Source organism: uncultured Tateyamaria sp. (assembly GCF_947503465.1).
Lineage (GTDB): Bacteria > Pseudomonadota > Alphaproteobacteria > Rhodobacterales > Rhodobacteraceae > Tateyamaria.
The window spans coordinates 741,050-756,190 of record NZ_CANNDN010000001.1; the positions used below are offsets into that span (position 1 = coordinate 741,050).

The window sequence follows — 15,141 nt, forward strand, 5'->3', positions numbered from 1 at the left end:
TTAACCCAGTGACACGCGCAGGGCCTGTGGCCGGACGCCCAACGTCGCGAGAAAGGCGGACACCAGCCCCTGTTCGGTCTTGAACCCCGTCACAAAGGCGATCTCTGTTAAATCGAAGCGGGTGTCGATCAACAGGCGGACGGCGGTATCCACGCGCATCCACGTCAGAAAATGCATTGGCGGCAGCCCGGCATGGGCTTCGAATGCGCGACGGAAAGCGAGCATGCCCATCGGGCTGAGCGCACATAACATGTCTTCGCTTATATGTTCATCGATGTGGCTGCGCATCCACGCGATGATGCGCCCAAAGGCCTTTTCACTGAGCGAGTGACCCTGCCGGTCCCGTGCCAGCCTGGTGTTGACCTCGGCACATGGGTCGTCAACAGGCGAGATTGTCGGAATGTTCAGAATATCCTTCAAAACAGCAGCATGGTGCGGCACGGTTCTTCCTCCCATCGTATAATCATAGGTTGAATTTACCGCAAAACGGCCTTCAGGTCTTTCGTGTTCTAGCGCGCGCTTTTCGCTATCGAGGTTTTTCTGCGGTTTTTCGCTTATCAATTCCATCCGGCGCAGTATGGGCCGCAATCTGACCTTGTTGGCGTATTTAAGCGCGCTGTGCTTCCTCAACCGGCCATAAATTGTACATCCGGTGTCTTGGCCAAGGTCTTGATATTGACTCGGAATTTCCCTGCGCCCTATGCTCTGCCAAAGGGGAGTTCCAATGACAGACAAGACTTTGACGCGAATGGACCTCAGCGAAGCGGTGTTTCGTGAGGTGGGATTGTCGCGGAACGAAAGCGCGCAATTGGTGGAAAGTGTGCTGGACCACATGTCTGATGCGCTCGTGCGTGGCGAGCAGGTCAAGATTTCATCCTTCGGTACTTTTTCGGTTCGCGACAAGTCGGCCCGCATCGGCCGCAACCCGAAGACGGGTGAAGAGGTGCCGATCAACCCGCGTCGCGTTCTGACCTTCCGCCCCTCGCATCTGATGAAAGATCGCGTGGCGGCTGGCAACAAATCCTGACCGGATGGCCAAGTCTGCAGACGCCTTTCGTACCATTTCGGAAGTTGCGGAATGGTTGGGGGTGCAGACCCATGTGCTGCGCTTTTGGGAAAGCAAGTTCACCCAGGTAAAGCCCGTGAAACGCGCTGGTGGGCGGCGATACTACCGCCCCGCCGACATGTTGTTGTTGGGTGGCATTCGCAAGCTGCTGCACGAAGATGGGCTGACCATCAAAGGTGTGCAGAAAATCCTGCGCGAGGAAGGTATGGCCTATGTTGCCGACCTGTCGCCGCCCCTTGATGCTGAAACGGATGCACAGCTGGACGCGGATCTGACCGCCCGCATGGACGAGGATGTCACGCCGCCGCCCGTCGAGGCCGAGGTTGTGCCATTTGCATCGACACCACCCGCTGTGCAAGGCGCGACATCTGACGATACCGCGGCAGACACAGAGTCAGTCGCGGCAGCAGAACCGGAAGCGCCCCTTCCATCTTTCTTGCGCACACCGACCCCACCGCCCGACGCGGTGAATACGGAAGAAGACGCCGCAGCCGGTCTGCCGTTCCCCCCGATGGTGGAGGACGTGCCCGTGCCTACAGAGGATGACCGGTCAGAGGTGGACGGCGCCCAGGACGACCCAGCGCCGGATGAGGTGCCCGCGAATGCCCTGCCCGCATTCATGCGCTCCGAACCGCCTACCGCCACAACAGAAGCCACCCCGGCCCAGGAAGAGGCGCCCGAAAGCACAACCGCGGAGCCGCAACAGGCAGACGCCCCTTCACACGGCTTGCCGTCGTTCCTGTCGGATTATGCCCCAGACGCTGTGGCGCCGGACAAGGCCGAGAGTGACGAGGTGGTCACTTCCACCGATGAGCCTGCGCCGCCCACTCCATTACCTGACGATCCCGTGGCCGAAGACGAATCCGGCGTTGCGGTCGACGAAACTGCCGCAGCCCCCGTGCCGCGTGTCATTGATGTTCCGGATGATCCGGATCCGGATATAATCGCCGTGGCACCCTCGGCACTGAGTAAGGCGGCACGCCTGACACAGTTGACCGATGCACAGCGCAATGTAATCCGCCCCCTGCTGGCACAGCTCACTGCCTTGCGTGACCAGATGGCCAGCAACCGGCGCGAGCCGCGGTAAGAAGAACAGGGCATCGCGTGCCAATTCCCCCTTGCCCCCGGCCAGAAATCGGGTATGACACCCCTCACGTCGGGCTATGGCGCAGCCTGGTAGCGCGTCCGTCTGGGGGACGGAAGGTCGCAGGTTCGAGTCCTGCTAGCCCGACCAAAACACACTGCCCCGGCGCTACGGGGTCGCTGATACGACGCCTCGGAACACGATGAGGGGGGCACTATGATCGGCGTACTTCCAGACACGGAATTGCAACAGATGATGGCACGCGGTGAGATCACCGCCACGCCGGATGTCATTGACGCGCAAGTCCAACCCGCCAGCCTTGATCTGCGCCTTGGGCCTATCGCGTACCGCGTGCGCGCGTCGTTTCTGGCGGGCCATGGCACGCGGGTGCGGGACCGTTTGGACGAATTCCAGATGCACGAGGTCGATCTGTCTGGCGGTGCGGTGCTGGAAAAAGGGTGCGTTTATGTGGTGCCCCTGATGGAGGTTCTGGACCTGCCCGACGGCATTCAGGCCGTGGCCAACGCCAAAAGCTCAACCGGTCGGTTGGATTTGCTGACACGCACCATTACGGACGGCGGAACCGAATTTGACCGTATCCCTCCAGGTTATTCCGGTCCGCTCTATGCCGAGATTTGCCCCCGCTCTTTTTCGGTGTTGGTCCGTCCCGGCATGCGCCTGAACCAGATCCGGTTCCGCGCAGGGCAAGCGGTGCTAAGCGATGGGGAACTTACGGCACTGCACGATGCCATGCCATTGGTGGACGGCGATGCGGTGATTGACGAGGGACTTGGGTTCTCCGTTGATTTGCGACTGCCCGACACGACTCTGGTGGGATACCGCGCCAAGCCACATACCGGCGTGATCGACCTGGACAATATTGGTTACTATGACCCGGCCGAGTTTTGGGAAGAGGTGCACGCCCGCGATGGACATATCATCCTTGATCCTGGCGCCTTTTACATCCTGGTCAGCCGCGAGGCGGTGCATATCCCGCCCGACTATGCCGCTGAAATGGCCCCTTACCTTGCGATGGTCGGTGAATTCCGGGTGCACTATGCCGGCTTTTTCGATCCGGGCTTTGGCCATGATGCCGCCGGTGGTACCGGATCACGCGGCGTGCTTGAGGTGCGCTGCCACGAGGCACCTTTCGTGCTGGAACACGGGCAGATCGTGGGCCGTCTGATCTACGAACGGATGGCGGGACAGCCTGCGCAGCTTTATGGCGCAGGCATCGCTTCGAATTACCAGGGTCAGGGCCTGAAGCTGTCCAAGCATTTCGCGCCGCCACGTTAGGCGTCGGCGCCGTCCTCCGATTTCTTGGATTGGTCAGACTGTGCTTCTGGTGCAAAGATGCGCTTGCCCGCCGCCTGGATCGAGGCAAAGGCATCCTCGGCCATGAACCCGGACAGAAATGCGATGAAAGCCACGGTATAGGGGCTGAGTTCGACATCATTTGCCGGCCCGCTGCCTTGCGTCAGGGCCAACATACCCGCGCCGGAGAACAGAAAGATGGCGATGGCGGCAGCGATCCCCTCGCCCACATTCACAAAAAGCCGCGACAACGTCAGCTGGTCCGAATTTTTCGCTGAATAGTAGCGGCGTGAAAAGGCAACCACAGTGCCAAGCCCGCCCGCCGCGATGGTCACGATCAGGGTCAGGAAGATGGTTGGAAAGCTGACAAGACGCATCAGGATGTCCGGCATGATCGGTGTGTTCAGCGACAACGCCGACAGCCGCGCACGTGATGCGTTTCCCGGCGGTAGCGTTTCCTGAAGCGCGAGGATTTGTTGGTCGTGCGCCGCCCACCTGTCCCTCAATTCGTTTAAATCGGCCTGCAACGCCTCTTTCTCGGCCTTGATACCGAGAGAGGCCGCATTGGCCGACTCCACCTCTGACGACAAAGCATCGAGTGCCGCAATGGTGGCATCATGCAGGGAGGCGAACCGATCCTTGGTGTCCAGATCAACCTGGCTCAGCCCAAGACCGTCTTCCAGAGTGCGCATGAGCGCGCGCAATTGCAGTTCCGCCGATTTGGACCGCAAGTTGGGCGGTTCACTTGCCACGGTTGTGTGCAAGGTTTCAAGCGACGTGTCGTAGATCAGGCGCTGTGGCCCATCCAGTTCGAACTGGAACTCGGAAAGCTTGCCCAGGGTCGCGTCCACCTCGGCGCGCAGCGCGGTTTTGGCTATGGCGATGGTTCCAAAGGACCGGTTATGATCTGCCTCCATCTCCGACATCTTGGCGGCTTGAAGCCGAATATCCTGCGTGACGCGCGCCTTGGCGCGGTCAAGGTCCTGTTCCCTTTTGATGATGAAAAGAAGGCTGTCGATATCATTGCCACCCACAACCGGCCCGTCCGGGGCCAGCCCCGCACTGGCATCGACTTGCCATCCGGTCCGATAAATATAGCTGCCAAAGCCAAAGGCGACGAGCGCAACGAACAGCACATAAAGTGCAATAACTGTGATCCCGAGCGATACGGATCCGACACGTATCACGGGTGCAGATTTGTCTGCCATGTTCGAAATCCCCCACTTAAATCAATGGCGATCACGCTACGGCAGCATCATTTAACAATCAACGGTGGTATTCCGGACCCTGTTTCGGCCCGGATCCTAGTCGCGCCCCGTTTGTCGCGCTTCGCGTGCAGCACGGCGCGCGCGGCGGCGTTCACGGATTTCGGCCTGTGTAGGGCCGTCATCCACGTCCAGCTGTGGCTGTTGCTGGTGACGCGGCTGTTGCGCGCGCCCGCGGGTGGCACGGTTCATCCCCGCATCAATGCCCTTGCTGATCGCTTTTCGCATGACGATGCGCATGATCATGTTAATGATCTGATTTGCATTCATGGGACCACTCCGCGCTGTTCGCTTGTCCGGCAATATAGGGGCGAATGCGGCGAATTTCAGGCTGTTTCGCCGATCAATCCTCGAAAAGCTCGGACTGGCCTTCTTCGCTTTCGTCTTCCGCATCCGATTCCGGGCCGGGCAACGCGCCGGGCGGCGGGCGGTTTTCCAACAGCCCGGCGGCGCGCAATTCCTTCAACCCCGGCAGATCGCGCGCATTTTCCAGACCGAAGTGATCAAGGAAGGTTTGCGTCACCACAAAGGTCACCGGACGGCCAGGCGTCATCTTGCGGCGTCCAAAGCGGATCCATTCCAGTTCCAGCAACTGATCGACCGTGCCCCGGCTGACGCTGACCCCCCGGATCTCCTCGATCTCGGCCCGAGTGACGGGCTGGTGATAGGCGATGATCGCCAGTGTTTCGATGGCAGCGCGGCTAAGCTTGCGCGTCTCGACCGTTTCCTTCTGCATCAGAAACCCCAGATCGGCTGCCGTCCTGATCGCCCAGGCGTCGCCCACCTTCATCACCTGCACGCCGCGCCCATCGTAGCGTTTGCGCAAATAGACCAACGCCTCGGCGGCATCGCAGCCATGCGGCATACGGGCCTCAAGCTCGCGCGTGGTGATCGGTTCCGCCGTGGCAAACAGGATCGCTTCGACCATGCGTTCCTGTTCGGCAAGGGGCGGTGCGTCGAACAGGCTTTCTTCTTTATCTTCAGTTGCTTCGGTCACGATGCTCATCTTTCTTGCGCAGCTGGATTGGCGCAAATGTATCGGATTGCCGGATTTCCAGATGGCCCTCTTTCACCAATTCCAGACTGGCCGCAAAGGTGGCGGCAGTGGCCGAGCGGCGCTTGGCCGGATCCATTTCCCATCCCTCAGGCAAATAGGACAGGATGTCGGTCCAGTCGCCAGCAAAGCCGATCAGACCACGCATGCGGTCCAGCGCCTGCTCCATTGTGAATACGGCGTCCCGATCCATGACAAAGGGGCGGAACTCGTCACGCGTGCGGATGCGGGCATATCCCTGCATCAGGTCCAGCAGGGTCGCGGAATAGGTCACCTTGCGCACGCGTGTCACCATCTCGGATTGCCCGCGTGCAAAGAAATCGCGGCCCAACTGGTCGCGGGCCATAAGGCGGGCGGCGGCATCGCGCATGGCTTGCAGGCGTTCCAGTTGAAAAGCCAGGTGCGCTGCCAGTTCTTCGCCGCTGGGCCCCTCTTCGGTCGGGTCCGGTGGCAACAAAAGGCGGGATTTCAGAAAGGCGAGCCAGGCCGCCATGACCAGGTAGTCAGCCGCCAGTTCCAGCCGCAATTGCTTGGCCCTTTCGACAAAGGCAAGGTATTGGCGAGCCAACTGAAGCACGGAAATCTTGCGCAGGTCCACCTTCTGGGTCCTGCTGAGCGTCAAAAGCAGGTCAAGCGGGCCCTCGAACCCGTCGACATCGACGATCAGGGCTTCGGCGGCAAGGCGATCGGCCACCGAAACGCTGTCTTCCTCGAATATGTCCTCAGCCATGCCCCACGCTTTAGCCTGCCCCGCCCAAAAGCGCCTCAAGTTCGGCGTTGAGCTCGGCAATGTCAATGTCGTCGGGGGCCTGACGCGCGGCAAGGGCCGCTTCGGCGCGGGCTTGGGCCGCGTCGGTCATCTGGCCGGCCGCACCCGCAGAGGCAATCCGATGTGACAAAGGTGCGTTGCAGTGCAGGATGACATCGCATCCGGCGTCCAACGCGCGGCGCGCGATCTGATCCGGCGTGCCATCAAGGGCCTTCATGCCAATGTCATCCGTCATGATCAGACCGTCAAATCCGATGTCGCTGCGGATCAGGTCCATTGTGTTTTGGGACAGCGTTGCAGGCACTTCGTCTACCGCCTCGTACACGACATGCGCCGTCATTCCCATGGGCAGATCATTAAGTGCCCGAAACGGCGCGAAGTCAGTCTCGCGCAGCGTATCGAGGCTGACATCCACGCGGGGCAGATCGTAGTGGCTGTCCAGGTTCGTACGCCCGTGACCCGGAATATGCTTCAGCACCGGCAGAACGCCGCCTTCCAGATGCCCTTGCGCTGCGGCGCGGCCCAAGGCCGCGATGTCACCAGGCGATGTGCCGTAGCATCGGTTGCGCAGAAAGTCGTGGGTATCCTTGACCACCAGATCGACCATAGGGGCGCAGTTGCTGTCGATGGTCAGCGCTTTAAGTTCGTGCGCTATATGCCTGTATCGCAAATACATTGCGCGCTCGGCATCATCTCCTGCTGCCTGCACGAAATCAAGGGGCGGCAGCCATTCTGTCCATGTGGGGCCGCGCAGCCGCTGGACGCGTCCGCCTTCCTGATCAATGGTGATGATCGCCTCGCGCCCGACCGCGTCGCGGAATTCCGAACACAGGCCATAGACTTGGTCAGGGGTATCGATGTTGCGCGCAAACAGGATAAAGCCGAACGGATCGGCATCGCGGAAGAAGGCCTTTTCATCCTTCGTCAGGTGCAAGCCATCCGCGTCCAATATGGTCGCGCCAAAGTTGCTCATCGTGTGACGACCGGGATGCAATCTGCGCCCTCGGCCACAAGGGCCGAGCAAAAGCGGCGCGCGTCACTCAGGTCGGCAAACCCATGTGCACGCAGGCGATAAAACGTCCGGCCGCCGGATTGCGCCTGTTGCACGATGCGGTCCTTGTCTCGCAGCAAATCGCCAAACCGGCCCTGCATTTTCTCCCATTCCGCGCGGGCAACCTCGGGGCTGTCGAACGCGCCCAATTGAACCAGTCGGGTGCCGGCAGGGATTTCGTTCGCGTCAAGATCGCTTGTCAGCGGCGCGACGCGCGCAGGCTGAGCCGGCACCACGGTTTGGGGTGCGGATGCGGGGCGCAATTGCGGGCGTTTGGATGCTTTGGGCCCCGGACCTTGCACCACGGCAGGCACCGGCGTCGGTGCCTCGGGCAGTTCTGCGGCGCTGACGCTGGCAAGGACAGGTTCAACCGCGACCGGCTCCGCATCAATCGCATCAATCCCGGACGTCAGTTGGTTCACCAGGTCATCGACGTTGCCCTCGGCAAGGGCTGCGGCAACGTCAATCTGCGGCACCTCCAAGCTGGCGGCGACGTCAAGTGCAGCGGGTTGTTGCACAGGTGCCACCGTTTGGGCGGCGATCGGCTGATCTTCTTCGGTCAGATCGACAGGACGCGGGGCCAGCGTCACCTGTTCGACGGGGCCCGATGCCTCGCCCAAAGCGGCGATCTCATTGACGGCAAGGCCCGTGTTTCGGGCCAGTTGGCCACCGGGATCTTCCGGTCGCACCCGCATCTCGCCTTCTGCGGCACGCACAACAGGAATACCGGACACATCCCGCATCACCAGCTTGTATCCCCAAACGGACACACCAGCGATCAACGCAAGGGACACTGCCGCGCCAGCGAAATTGGTAAGGTTTTTCAGCGTGTTGGACTGCAGAACTTCCGCATTCTCCTGCGCGTCATAGCCCCGGTGACCCAGGTCATGGGTATAGTGCATATCTGCCATCTTTTGCCTCGTTGCCTGCGCGAATACGTGCCCGCACAAGTCATCTTGTTGGTTGTGCGCGCCCACGAAACCACGTCACGGCGTGCGTTAGGATATGTGCCTGTGTGCCCCTTTTGGCGGAGCGTTAACGCAGCTCTTCGGCTGGTTTCACGCCAAGAATACCAAGGCCGGCTGCAATTACAACGGCGCAGGCGCTGGCAAGCGCGATTTTTGGCATCGACGCGTCTTCGCTGTCTTGCAGGAATCGCAACTCGGGCTTGTCATTGCCCCGGTTCCATAGCGCGTGAAAAACCTGGGCCAGCTCGTAAAGGTAAAAGGCAATCCGGTGCGGTTCGTTACTGCGTGCAGCGGTTTCGACCAGGCGTGGCCACTCGGCGATCTTGGCAGCCACGGCCAATTCGGCCGGGTCCGTTAGCCCGCTCAGGTCGGCGTCGGAGAGCCGTGCATGCGAAAAGATGTACCCCTGCTCAGACGCCTTGCGCATCACTGACGTCACCCGCGCATGTGCGTATTGAACATAAAAGACCGGGTTTTCCTTGGACTGCTCGAGTGCGGCGTCCAGATCAAAGTCGAACATTGCGTCATTCTTGCGGGTCAGCATCATGAAACGGGTCACGTCCGGGCCGACCTCGTCCACCACATCGCGCAGGGTCACAAAGGTCCCTGCCCGCTTGGACATCTTGAATTCCTGCCCGTTCTTGAACAATTTGACCAGCTGCGTCAGCTTGATATCCAGCGATACCCGGCCGTCGGACAGCGCGCTGACCGCAGCCTTCATCCGTTTGACATAGCCGCCGTGATCCGCGCCAAAAACATCAATCAGCGCATCGAAGCCGCGCTGCACCTTGTCATAGTGGTAGGCAATGTCCGGCGCGAAGTAGGTCCAGGCGCCGTCCGACTTCATCACCGGCCGGTCCACATCGTCGCCATGATCCGTAGATTTGAACAACGTCTGCTCGCGTGGCTCCCAATCTTCGGGCTTTTTGCCCTTGGGTGGCTCAAGCACACCTTCATAAATCAGCCCTTTGCCGCGCAAGTCATCAAGAGCGGCCTCGATCCGCCCGGTGCCGTAAAGCGACTTTTCGGAATAGAACACATCCATTTCGACACCCAGGGCGGCTAGGTCACCCCGGATCAAATCCATCATGGCTTCCGTCGCAAACTCCCGCACATCCGTCAGCCAGAACTGTTCGCCCTTGTCGACAAACGCGTCACCAACCTTGGCCTTGAGCGCTTCGCCCACGCCAATCAGGTAGTCGCCGGGATAGGTGCCATCTTCAAACGCCACGTCCTGTCCGTGCGCTTCGAGGTAGCGGAGATAGACGGAGCGCGCGAGCACATCGACTTGGGCCCCACCATCATTGATATAGTATTCGCGAGTCACGTCGTAGCCTGCGTAGTCCAGCAGCGACGCCAACGCATCGCCAAACACCGCGCCCCGCGTGTGCCCGACATGAAGCGGTCCGGTCGGATTCGCCGAGACGTATTCGACGTTCACCTTCTTGCCAGCCCCAAGATCCGAGCGGCCGAAATCCGTTCCGTTCGACAAAACCTGGCCGATGACCTTGTGCCAAACGACCGGGGTCAGCCGCAGATTCAGAAACCCCGGGCCTGCGACCTCGGCGCTTGTGATCCGTTCATCCTCGGCCAATCGCCGTGCCAAGACGTCCGCGATGTCGCGCGGCTTCATCTTGGCGGGTTTTGCCAGCACCATGGCGGCGTTGGTTGCCATGTCGCCATGCGCCGCATCGCGCGGCGGTTCGACGGTCACGTTGCGGGTCTCAAGTCCCGCAGGCAATTCCCCCAGTTCGACCATGGCATCAAGGGTGGTCAGCACGAGGGCGCGGATGTCGGCAAAAAGGTTCATTTGGGGCCTATTCAATGGTTGCGCGGGGTGTATCACGCGCACCCCAAGCGTCAAGCGCACTCAGCCGATCAGGCGGGCATGTTCCTGCAGGGCAAAGCGATCGGTCATGCCCGCGATATAGTCGGATACGCTGCGTGCCAGCGCGATCTTGTCGCTTGCGTCAACGTTGCGACGCCATTCCATTGGCAACAGGTCGGGTTGGGACAGGAACAATGGGAAAAGGTCGTTGACCACGCATGTGACCTCCTCTCGCTTCGCCATCACGGACGGGGCGCGGTACATGTTCGTGAACAGGAATGCGCGAATGTGCTGAAGGTCCGCCCACAGCGTGTCCGAAAACCGAACGACAGGACGGCCAAGCTTGCGCACATCCTCGACCGATTGCACAGCGCTGTCCGCGAGGCGTGCGCGCGACGTTTCGACCACGTCGGTCACCATCACGCCAAAGACGCGGCGCAGCGCCTCGTGTCGGCGGCGGTTCACGTCAAGGTTGGGGTAGAGCCTGTCGACCTCGGCAAAGGCGGGACCGACCATGGGCAACGCACAGATGTCGGCCTCGTTGAACAGACCGGCGCGCAGACCGTCATGCAGGTCGTGATTATTGTAGGCAATGTCGTCCGACAACGCGGCCACTTGCGCTTCGGCGCTTGCGTGCGTGCCAAGCTCCAGATCATGTTCGGCGTCATATTCAGCCAGCGCATAGGGCAGATCCCCCGTCACCGGGCCGTTATGTTTCGCAATTCCTTCAAGCGCTTCCCAAGTGAGGTTCAATCCGTCGAAATCGGCATAATGGCATTCCAGTTTCGTCACGATCTTGATGGCCTGGGCGTTGTGATCAAACCCGCCATAGGGCGCCATCAGAACCTGCAATGCATCCTCGCCCGTATGGCCAAACGGCGGATGGCCCAGGTCATGGGCCAGCGCCACGGCCTCGGTCAGACAATCGTTCAGACCCAAGGCACCCGCGATCGTGCGGGCCACCTGCGCCACCTCGATCGAATGGGTCAGTCGGGTGCGGAAATAGTCGCCCTCGTGTTCCACAAACACCTGGGTCTTGTGCTTGAGCCGCCGAAAGGCCGAGGCGTGAATGATTCTGTCCCGATCCCGTTGGAACGGAGAGCGGAACGACATTTCTTCCTCGGGCCAGCGTCGCCCCCGGGCGTGGGCAGGATCCGAGGCATAGGCGGCTGTCATTCCCAGTGATCCTTGTCGGCTTTACCTTAGGTGCATATATTGCACGCGCAGCACGATGAAAACCGTTCGGAGCAGATGCAGATGCAATTGCCACCCAAAGTCACCGACCGCGCCTTTGAGCGTCTGGCAGAAATTGGCGCCGCGGATCAGGGCCAGGCCCTGCGCGTCGCGGTTGAAGGGGGTGGTTGCTCCGGCTTTCAGTATGAAATCGCTCTGGACGACCCCAAGGATGACGACCTCGTACTGGAAGGTGCGGGCCAGAAAGTTGTTGTGGACAGCATCAGCCTGCCCTTCCTGTCCAACGCCGTCATCGACTTTTCCGAGGAATTGATCGGCGCGCGGTTCATCATCGACAATCCCAACGCCACCAGTTCCTGCGGCTGCGGCACATCTTTTTCGATGTAGCCGTCAGGCCCGCGCGAAGGTGGCAAAGAACGCATCGAATTCGGTCGTGGATGCAATTGTGGCTTCCAGAACAGCGGCGGCATCGTCGTCAAGAACACTGAACACATAGTCGCACATGTGATCCCATCGGGTGCTGCGGGTGCGTGCCGCTGCAAAAAGTGCGGCTGACACTCCGCGCAATGCGCCACCGGTTCTGGTCGGATGATGAAACGCCACGCGTCCCACCGGCAATGCGGCACCTGTATCGTCAAAGCCCAATGTCTGCGCTGCCCAATTCGCAACGAGGTATTCGTGGTACGCATCTGATGAAATGGTATCTTCGTCCGAAACAACGGTGAACCCGGACAGATCCGTGCGCACCGCGTCGACCCAGATCGGGTCAGGTTGCTGACCGGCCTGACGCAGGGCCACACAGACTTCAGCCAAAAGATCAATATTCTGATCAAGATACGCGAGGATACCCGCATAGGTGAGGCTGCGCACTGCGTCGGGACCCAGTTCAGGATCGCGCCGCCCATATTCGGACAGGTAAAACACGATATGCGTCAGCTCATAGGCCGCCTTCTTGTTGGGCAGCGCATATGTATCTGACCGGTTGATAAAGCCATGCAGACGGCTGTCGAGTTCAGGATCGGCGGCCGCGCAAGCCACACCTCGCCGCGCCAGCAACCTGCGGGCTTCGGCACGCTGCAAATCGCTCAGTTCTGCATCCGGCAGTCCCTGACGGGCCACGCTGTGGCACAGCTCTTCCATCTGCGTGCCAGGCAAGCCCAGATCCTCAAGATCAAGGCCGATGGACAGCAGGAACCGATAATATTGCGGGAAAAACTGCAACCGGTCGTGCAATCCATCGTAAAAGTCGTGGTGTGGGGCCAACATGTCGGCCCCCACTGCAGTGCCCGTGCACTCCAGAATGCTGAGCAATTCTGCATTTTCCTTTAGCCAGAACACATCGTCCTGGATGCGCCGCTGCGTGGCAAAGATATCGATCAGGGCGCCGGCCCTCTCGATCAGCCGCTGGCGACGCGGCGGGACGTTCAAGGCAATGATGTTCGACATGGATTGGTCTCCTTTCACTTGACTCCTGATCATCCCGCCGGCGGAATTACGAACCGGACGAGAACAGGCCGGTGACATCGCCCTGAATGACCGTGCCCGTCACAGGGCCAGAACCGGACGAGAACGCCCCGGTCGCATCGCCGGTGACTGCGCTTGACGACACCGGTGCGCTGCTGGTCGAAAACATCTCGACGCCCTCGCCGGTCACCACGTCCGATTTTGCAGGGGCACTGCTGGTCGAAAACATCTCGACTCCGTCGCCAAGCAGCGAGTCACAGGTAGCAGGCGCGCTGCTGGTCGAGAACAATTCCACAGCGTCGCCGGTGTGCAGACCGGTTGTGACGTTGGTGTCCAGAGCGAAGTCAATTTTGCGTTGTGCAGTCATGGCGTAGGTTCCTTTCAGCCTTGGGTTGTGATGCCCAAAGCGTTGCCCGTTAAAGGCGATTTGCAAAAGAACTTTTCTTGCTCAGGGCGAGTTGCCGATGGCTTATCCACATAAGCAAACCCGCAGAAGCGATTGCGCTTCCCTATCTTCCACCAAGAACATTTTGGAACAAAATTTTTTATCCACAGCCCTGTTTTTGCTGGGATATCGATGACCTTTGGGTCACTTACACGCAACTGTACCGCGAATCGAAAAGTTAAGAAATAGTTAATTCACATTCTCCGGGCGCGTCAGATGGGGCTTGCCGCACGGCCACGGATGCGCGACACCCAGTTTGATCATCCATCGGGGGGCAGGCATGAAAATCGCAACATTCAACATCAATGGCATCAAGGCACGGATCGACGCGTTGCCCCGCTGGTTGGACGCCGCGCAGCCCGATGTCGTTCTGTTGCAAGAAATCAAGTCGGTGGATGAGAACTTTCCCTGCGAGCTGTTCGAGGACCGGGGGTACAATGTCGAAACCCATGGGCAGAAATCCTTCAACGGGGTTGCAATCCTGTCGAAGCTGCCTCTGGAGGACGTGACGCGCGGTCTGCCGGGGGACGATGCTGACGAACAGGCCCGCTATATTGAGGCGACGGTCGTGGGGGACACGCATGCCGTTCGGCTGTGCGGCTTGTATTTACCCAACGGCAACCCGGTGCCCGGTCCGAAATACGACTACAAGCTGGCCTGGATGGAACGCCTGCGCCAACGCGCCCGAACACTGCTGGACGAAGAGATGCCGTTCCTGATGGCGGGGGATTACAATATCATCCCCCAGGCCGAAGACGCCAAGCGCCCCGATGCGTGGCGCAAAGATGCGCTGTTCCGCATGGAAAGCCGCACGGCATTTCGCAACCTTTTGAACCTCGGCCTCACAGAAGCGTTCCGCGCCCGCACCTTTGGTCCGGGGCACTATTCCTTCTGGGACTACCAGGCAGGTGCATGGAACCGTGATGATGGCATACGTATTGACCACTTCCTGCTCAGCCCTGCCTGCGCCGACATGATGGTGGACTGCCAGATCGACAAGTCCGTCCGGGGGGAAGAAAAGCCGTCAGACCACGTACCGGTCTGGGTCGACCTCGCTGCCTGAGCACCGCACCCGCTCACGCGGGCTCACAGTCTTGTTCCGTGTATGGCAACAGCGTTTTGCCGCGCCATCTTTGGGCAAAGATGTTCCGCACGAGGAAAGACAGAATGCCCACGCGCCGCACCGTTTTGACACTCGCCGCCACATTGCCCGCCGTTGCGCTGTCTGCGCGCTACGCGGGTGCCAGCACACCGCCCGTCTATTCCAACGATGGCGTCGCCGTCGATGCAAGCGATGTCGTTGCCTATTTTCAGGAAGGGAAACCGGTCAAGGGGTCAGCCGACATCACGTATGGCTGGAAGGGCGTCGAATGGCACTTTGCCAGCGTGGCGAACCGCGACACATTTGCAAATGACCCCGCGGCCTATGCCCCGCAATATGGAGGGTACTGCGCGTGGGCCGTCAGCGAAGGCTACACCGCTTCAACGATCCCGGAGGCCTGGAAGATCGTGGATGGCAAGCTGTATCTGAACTTCAGCCGCCGCATTCAGCGACGGTGGGAACGCGACATTCCTGCGCGCATCGCAGCAGGCGACACAAACTGGCCCGGCGTTCTGACCTAGCGCATGTTGCCGCAAC

17 protein-coding genes and 1 tRNA gene are annotated in these 15,141 nt (G+C 60.2%); 7 read left to right on the forward strand and 11 right to left on the reverse strand.

Going from position 1 to position 15,141, the window contains the following annotated elements; genetic code table 11:
- A complete protein-coding gene (locus Q0844_RS03795) occupies positions 1–735 on the reverse strand; it encodes an AraC family transcriptional regulator (protein WP_299042255.1) in 735 nt (244 codons plus the stop codon).
- On the opposite strand from Q0844_RS03795, the gene ihfA reads away from it, so the two are divergent.
- From ihfA to Q0844_RS03815, 4 genes are all read left to right on the forward strand, one after another.
- A complete protein-coding gene (ihfA, locus tag Q0844_RS03800) occupies positions 725–1,027 on the forward strand; it encodes an integration host factor subunit alpha (protein ID WP_039686554.1) in 303 nt (100 codons plus the stop codon). The genes Q0844_RS03795 and ihfA overlap by 11 nt on opposite strands.
- A 4-nt stretch (positions 1,028–1,031) precedes the next feature.
- Entirely contained in the window at positions 1,032–2,153 is a 1,122-nt protein-coding gene (locus tag Q0844_RS03805; protein WP_299042258.1) for a MerR family transcriptional regulator, read from the forward strand.
- Between the two features lie 70 nt (positions 2,154–2,223).
- Positions 2,224–2,300 (forward strand) — tRNA-Pro (locus tag Q0844_RS03810).
- 66 nt (positions 2,301–2,366) lie between these two features.
- The gene (locus Q0844_RS03815; RefSeq protein ID WP_299042259.1) at positions 2,367–3,446 is read left to right on the forward strand and encodes a 2'-deoxycytidine 5'-triphosphate deaminase; all 1,080 of its coding nucleotides are present in this window, start codon (positions 2,367–2,369) and stop codon (positions 3,444–3,446) included.
- On the opposite strand, the gene Q0844_RS03820 is transcribed toward Q0844_RS03815, so the two are convergent.
- From Q0844_RS03820 to Q0844_RS03855, 8 genes are all read right to left on the reverse strand, one after another.
- Entirely contained in the window at positions 3,443–4,672 is a 1,230-nt protein-coding gene (locus Q0844_RS03820; protein WP_299042260.1) for a hypothetical protein, read from the reverse strand. The two genes, Q0844_RS03815 and Q0844_RS03820, sit on opposite strands and share 4 nt — an antisense overlap.
- Positions 4,673–4,768: 96 nt before the next feature.
- Complete coding sequence (locus Q0844_RS03825) at positions 4,769–4,999, reverse strand: hypothetical protein (protein ID WP_299042262.1); 231 nt, start codon at positions 4,997–4,999, stop codon at positions 4,769–4,771.
- A gap of 73 nt (positions 5,000–5,072) precedes the next feature.
- Complete coding sequence (gene scpB, locus Q0844_RS03830) at positions 5,073–5,726, reverse strand: SMC-Scp complex subunit ScpB (RefSeq protein ID WP_299042263.1); 654 nt, start codon at positions 5,724–5,726, stop codon at positions 5,073–5,075.
- Complete coding sequence (locus Q0844_RS03835) at positions 5,710–6,513, reverse strand: ScpA family protein (RefSeq protein WP_299042266.1); 804 nt, start codon at positions 6,511–6,513, stop codon at positions 5,710–5,712. The genes scpB and Q0844_RS03835 overlap by 17 nt, the downstream gene beginning before the upstream one ends.
- 10 nt (positions 6,514–6,523) lie before the next feature.
- On the reverse strand, positions 6,524–7,525 hold the full coding sequence (nagZ, locus tag Q0844_RS03840; protein WP_299042267.1) for a beta-N-acetylhexosaminidase: 1,002 nt from the start codon (positions 7,523–7,525) through the stop codon (positions 6,524–6,526).
- Positions 7,522–8,514, reverse strand: coding sequence for an SPOR domain-containing protein (locus tag Q0844_RS03845; protein WP_299042270.1), 993 nt, complete (start codon positions 8,512–8,514; stop codon positions 7,522–7,524). The genes nagZ and Q0844_RS03845 overlap by 4 nt, the downstream gene beginning before the upstream one ends.
- Before the next feature lie 124 nt (positions 8,515–8,638).
- A complete protein-coding gene (argS, locus tag Q0844_RS03850; protein WP_299042273.1) occupies positions 8,639–10,381 on the reverse strand; it encodes an arginine--tRNA ligase in 1,743 nt (580 codons plus the stop codon).
- A 60-nt stretch (positions 10,382–10,441) separates the two neighbouring features.
- A complete protein-coding gene (locus Q0844_RS03855) occupies positions 10,442–11,575 on the reverse strand; it encodes a deoxyguanosinetriphosphate triphosphohydrolase (RefSeq protein WP_299042275.1) in 1,134 nt (377 codons plus the stop codon).
- A gap of 81 nt (positions 11,576–11,656) precedes the next feature.
- Between Q0844_RS03855 and Q0844_RS03860 the strand changes: the two genes are divergently transcribed.
- Positions 11,657–11,980 (forward strand): iron-sulfur cluster assembly accessory protein, encoded by a 324-nt coding sequence (locus Q0844_RS03860; protein WP_299045196.1) that lies wholly within the window; start codon positions 11,657–11,659, stop codon positions 11,978–11,980.
- 3 nt (positions 11,981–11,983) lie between these two features.
- On the opposite strand, the gene Q0844_RS03865 is transcribed toward Q0844_RS03860, so the two are convergent.
- A complete protein-coding gene (locus tag Q0844_RS03865) occupies positions 11,984–13,039 on the reverse strand; it encodes a hypothetical protein (protein WP_299042277.1) in 1,056 nt (351 codons plus the stop codon).
- A 46-nt stretch (positions 13,040–13,085) separates the two neighbouring features.
- A complete protein-coding gene (locus tag Q0844_RS03870) occupies positions 13,086–13,424 on the reverse strand; it encodes a DUF6749 domain-containing protein (protein ID WP_299042279.1) in 339 nt (112 codons plus the stop codon).
- A 358-nt stretch (positions 13,425–13,782) separates the two neighbouring features.
- On the opposite strand from Q0844_RS03870, the gene xth reads away from it, so the two are divergent.
- Complete coding sequence (gene xth / locus Q0844_RS03875) at positions 13,783–14,565, forward strand: exodeoxyribonuclease III (protein WP_299042280.1); 783 nt, start codon at positions 13,783–13,785, stop codon at positions 14,563–14,565.
- 104 nt (positions 14,566–14,669) lie between these two features.
- Positions 14,670–15,125 carry a YHS domain-containing (seleno)protein gene (locus Q0844_RS03880; protein ID WP_299042281.1) on the forward strand — a complete coding sequence of 152 codons (456 nt, stop codon included), beginning with the start codon at positions 14,670–14,672 and terminating at the stop codon, positions 15,123–15,125.
- The last annotated feature ends 16 nt before the right edge of the window (positions 15,126–15,141 follow it).

Bases quoted from the DNA above. Each gene is read 5' to 3' on its own strand.
- Q0844_RS03835 (WP_299042266.1), bottom strand. From the start codon at position 6,513: ATGGCTGAGGACATATTCGAGGAAGACAGCGTTTCGGTGGCCGATCGC.
- ihfA (WP_039686554.1), top strand. From the start codon at position 725: ATGACAGACAAGACTTTGACGCGAATGGACCTCAGCGAAGCGGTGTTT.
- nagZ (WP_299042267.1), bottom strand. From the start codon at position 7,525: ATGAGCAACTTTGGCGCGACCATATTGGACGCGGATGGCTTGCACCTG.
- Q0844_RS03880 (WP_299042281.1), top strand. From the start codon at position 14,670: ATGCCCACGCGCCGCACCGTTTTGACACTCGCCGCCACATTGCCCGCC.
- Q0844_RS03815 (WP_299042259.1), top strand. From the start codon at position 2,367: ATGATCGGCGTACTTCCAGACACGGAATTGCAACAGATGATGGCACGC.
- Q0844_RS03870 (WP_299042279.1), bottom strand. From the start codon at position 13,424: ATGACTGCACAACGCAAAATTGACTTCGCTCTGGACACCAACGTCACA.
- Q0844_RS03855 (WP_299042275.1), bottom strand. From the start codon at position 11,575: ATGACAGCCGCCTATGCCTCGGATCCTGCCCACGCCCGGGGGCGACGC.
- Q0844_RS03860 (WP_299045196.1), top strand. From the start codon at position 11,657: ATGCAATTGCCACCCAAAGTCACCGACCGCGCCTTTGAGCGTCTGGCA.
- argS (WP_299042273.1), bottom strand. From the start codon at position 10,381: ATGAACCTTTTTGCCGACATCCGCGCCCTCGTGCTGACCACCCTTGAT.
- Q0844_RS03845 (WP_299042270.1), bottom strand. From the start codon at position 8,514: ATGGCAGATATGCACTATACCCATGACCTGGGTCACCGGGGCTATGAC.
- Q0844_RS03865 (WP_299042277.1), bottom strand. From the start codon at position 13,039: ATGTCGAACATCATTGCCTTGAACGTCCCGCCGCGTCGCCAGCGGCTG.
- Q0844_RS03825 (WP_299042262.1), bottom strand. From the start codon at position 4,999: ATGAATGCAAATCAGATCATTAACATGATCATGCGCATCGTCATGCGA.
- xth (WP_299042280.1), top strand. From the start codon at position 13,783: ATGAAAATCGCAACATTCAACATCAATGGCATCAAGGCACGGATCGAC.
- Q0844_RS03805 (WP_299042258.1), top strand. From the start codon at position 1,032: ATGGCCAAGTCTGCAGACGCCTTTCGTACCATTTCGGAAGTTGCGGAA.
- Q0844_RS03820 (WP_299042260.1), bottom strand. From the start codon at position 4,672: ATGGCAGACAAATCTGCACCCGTGATACGTGTCGGATCCGTATCGCTC.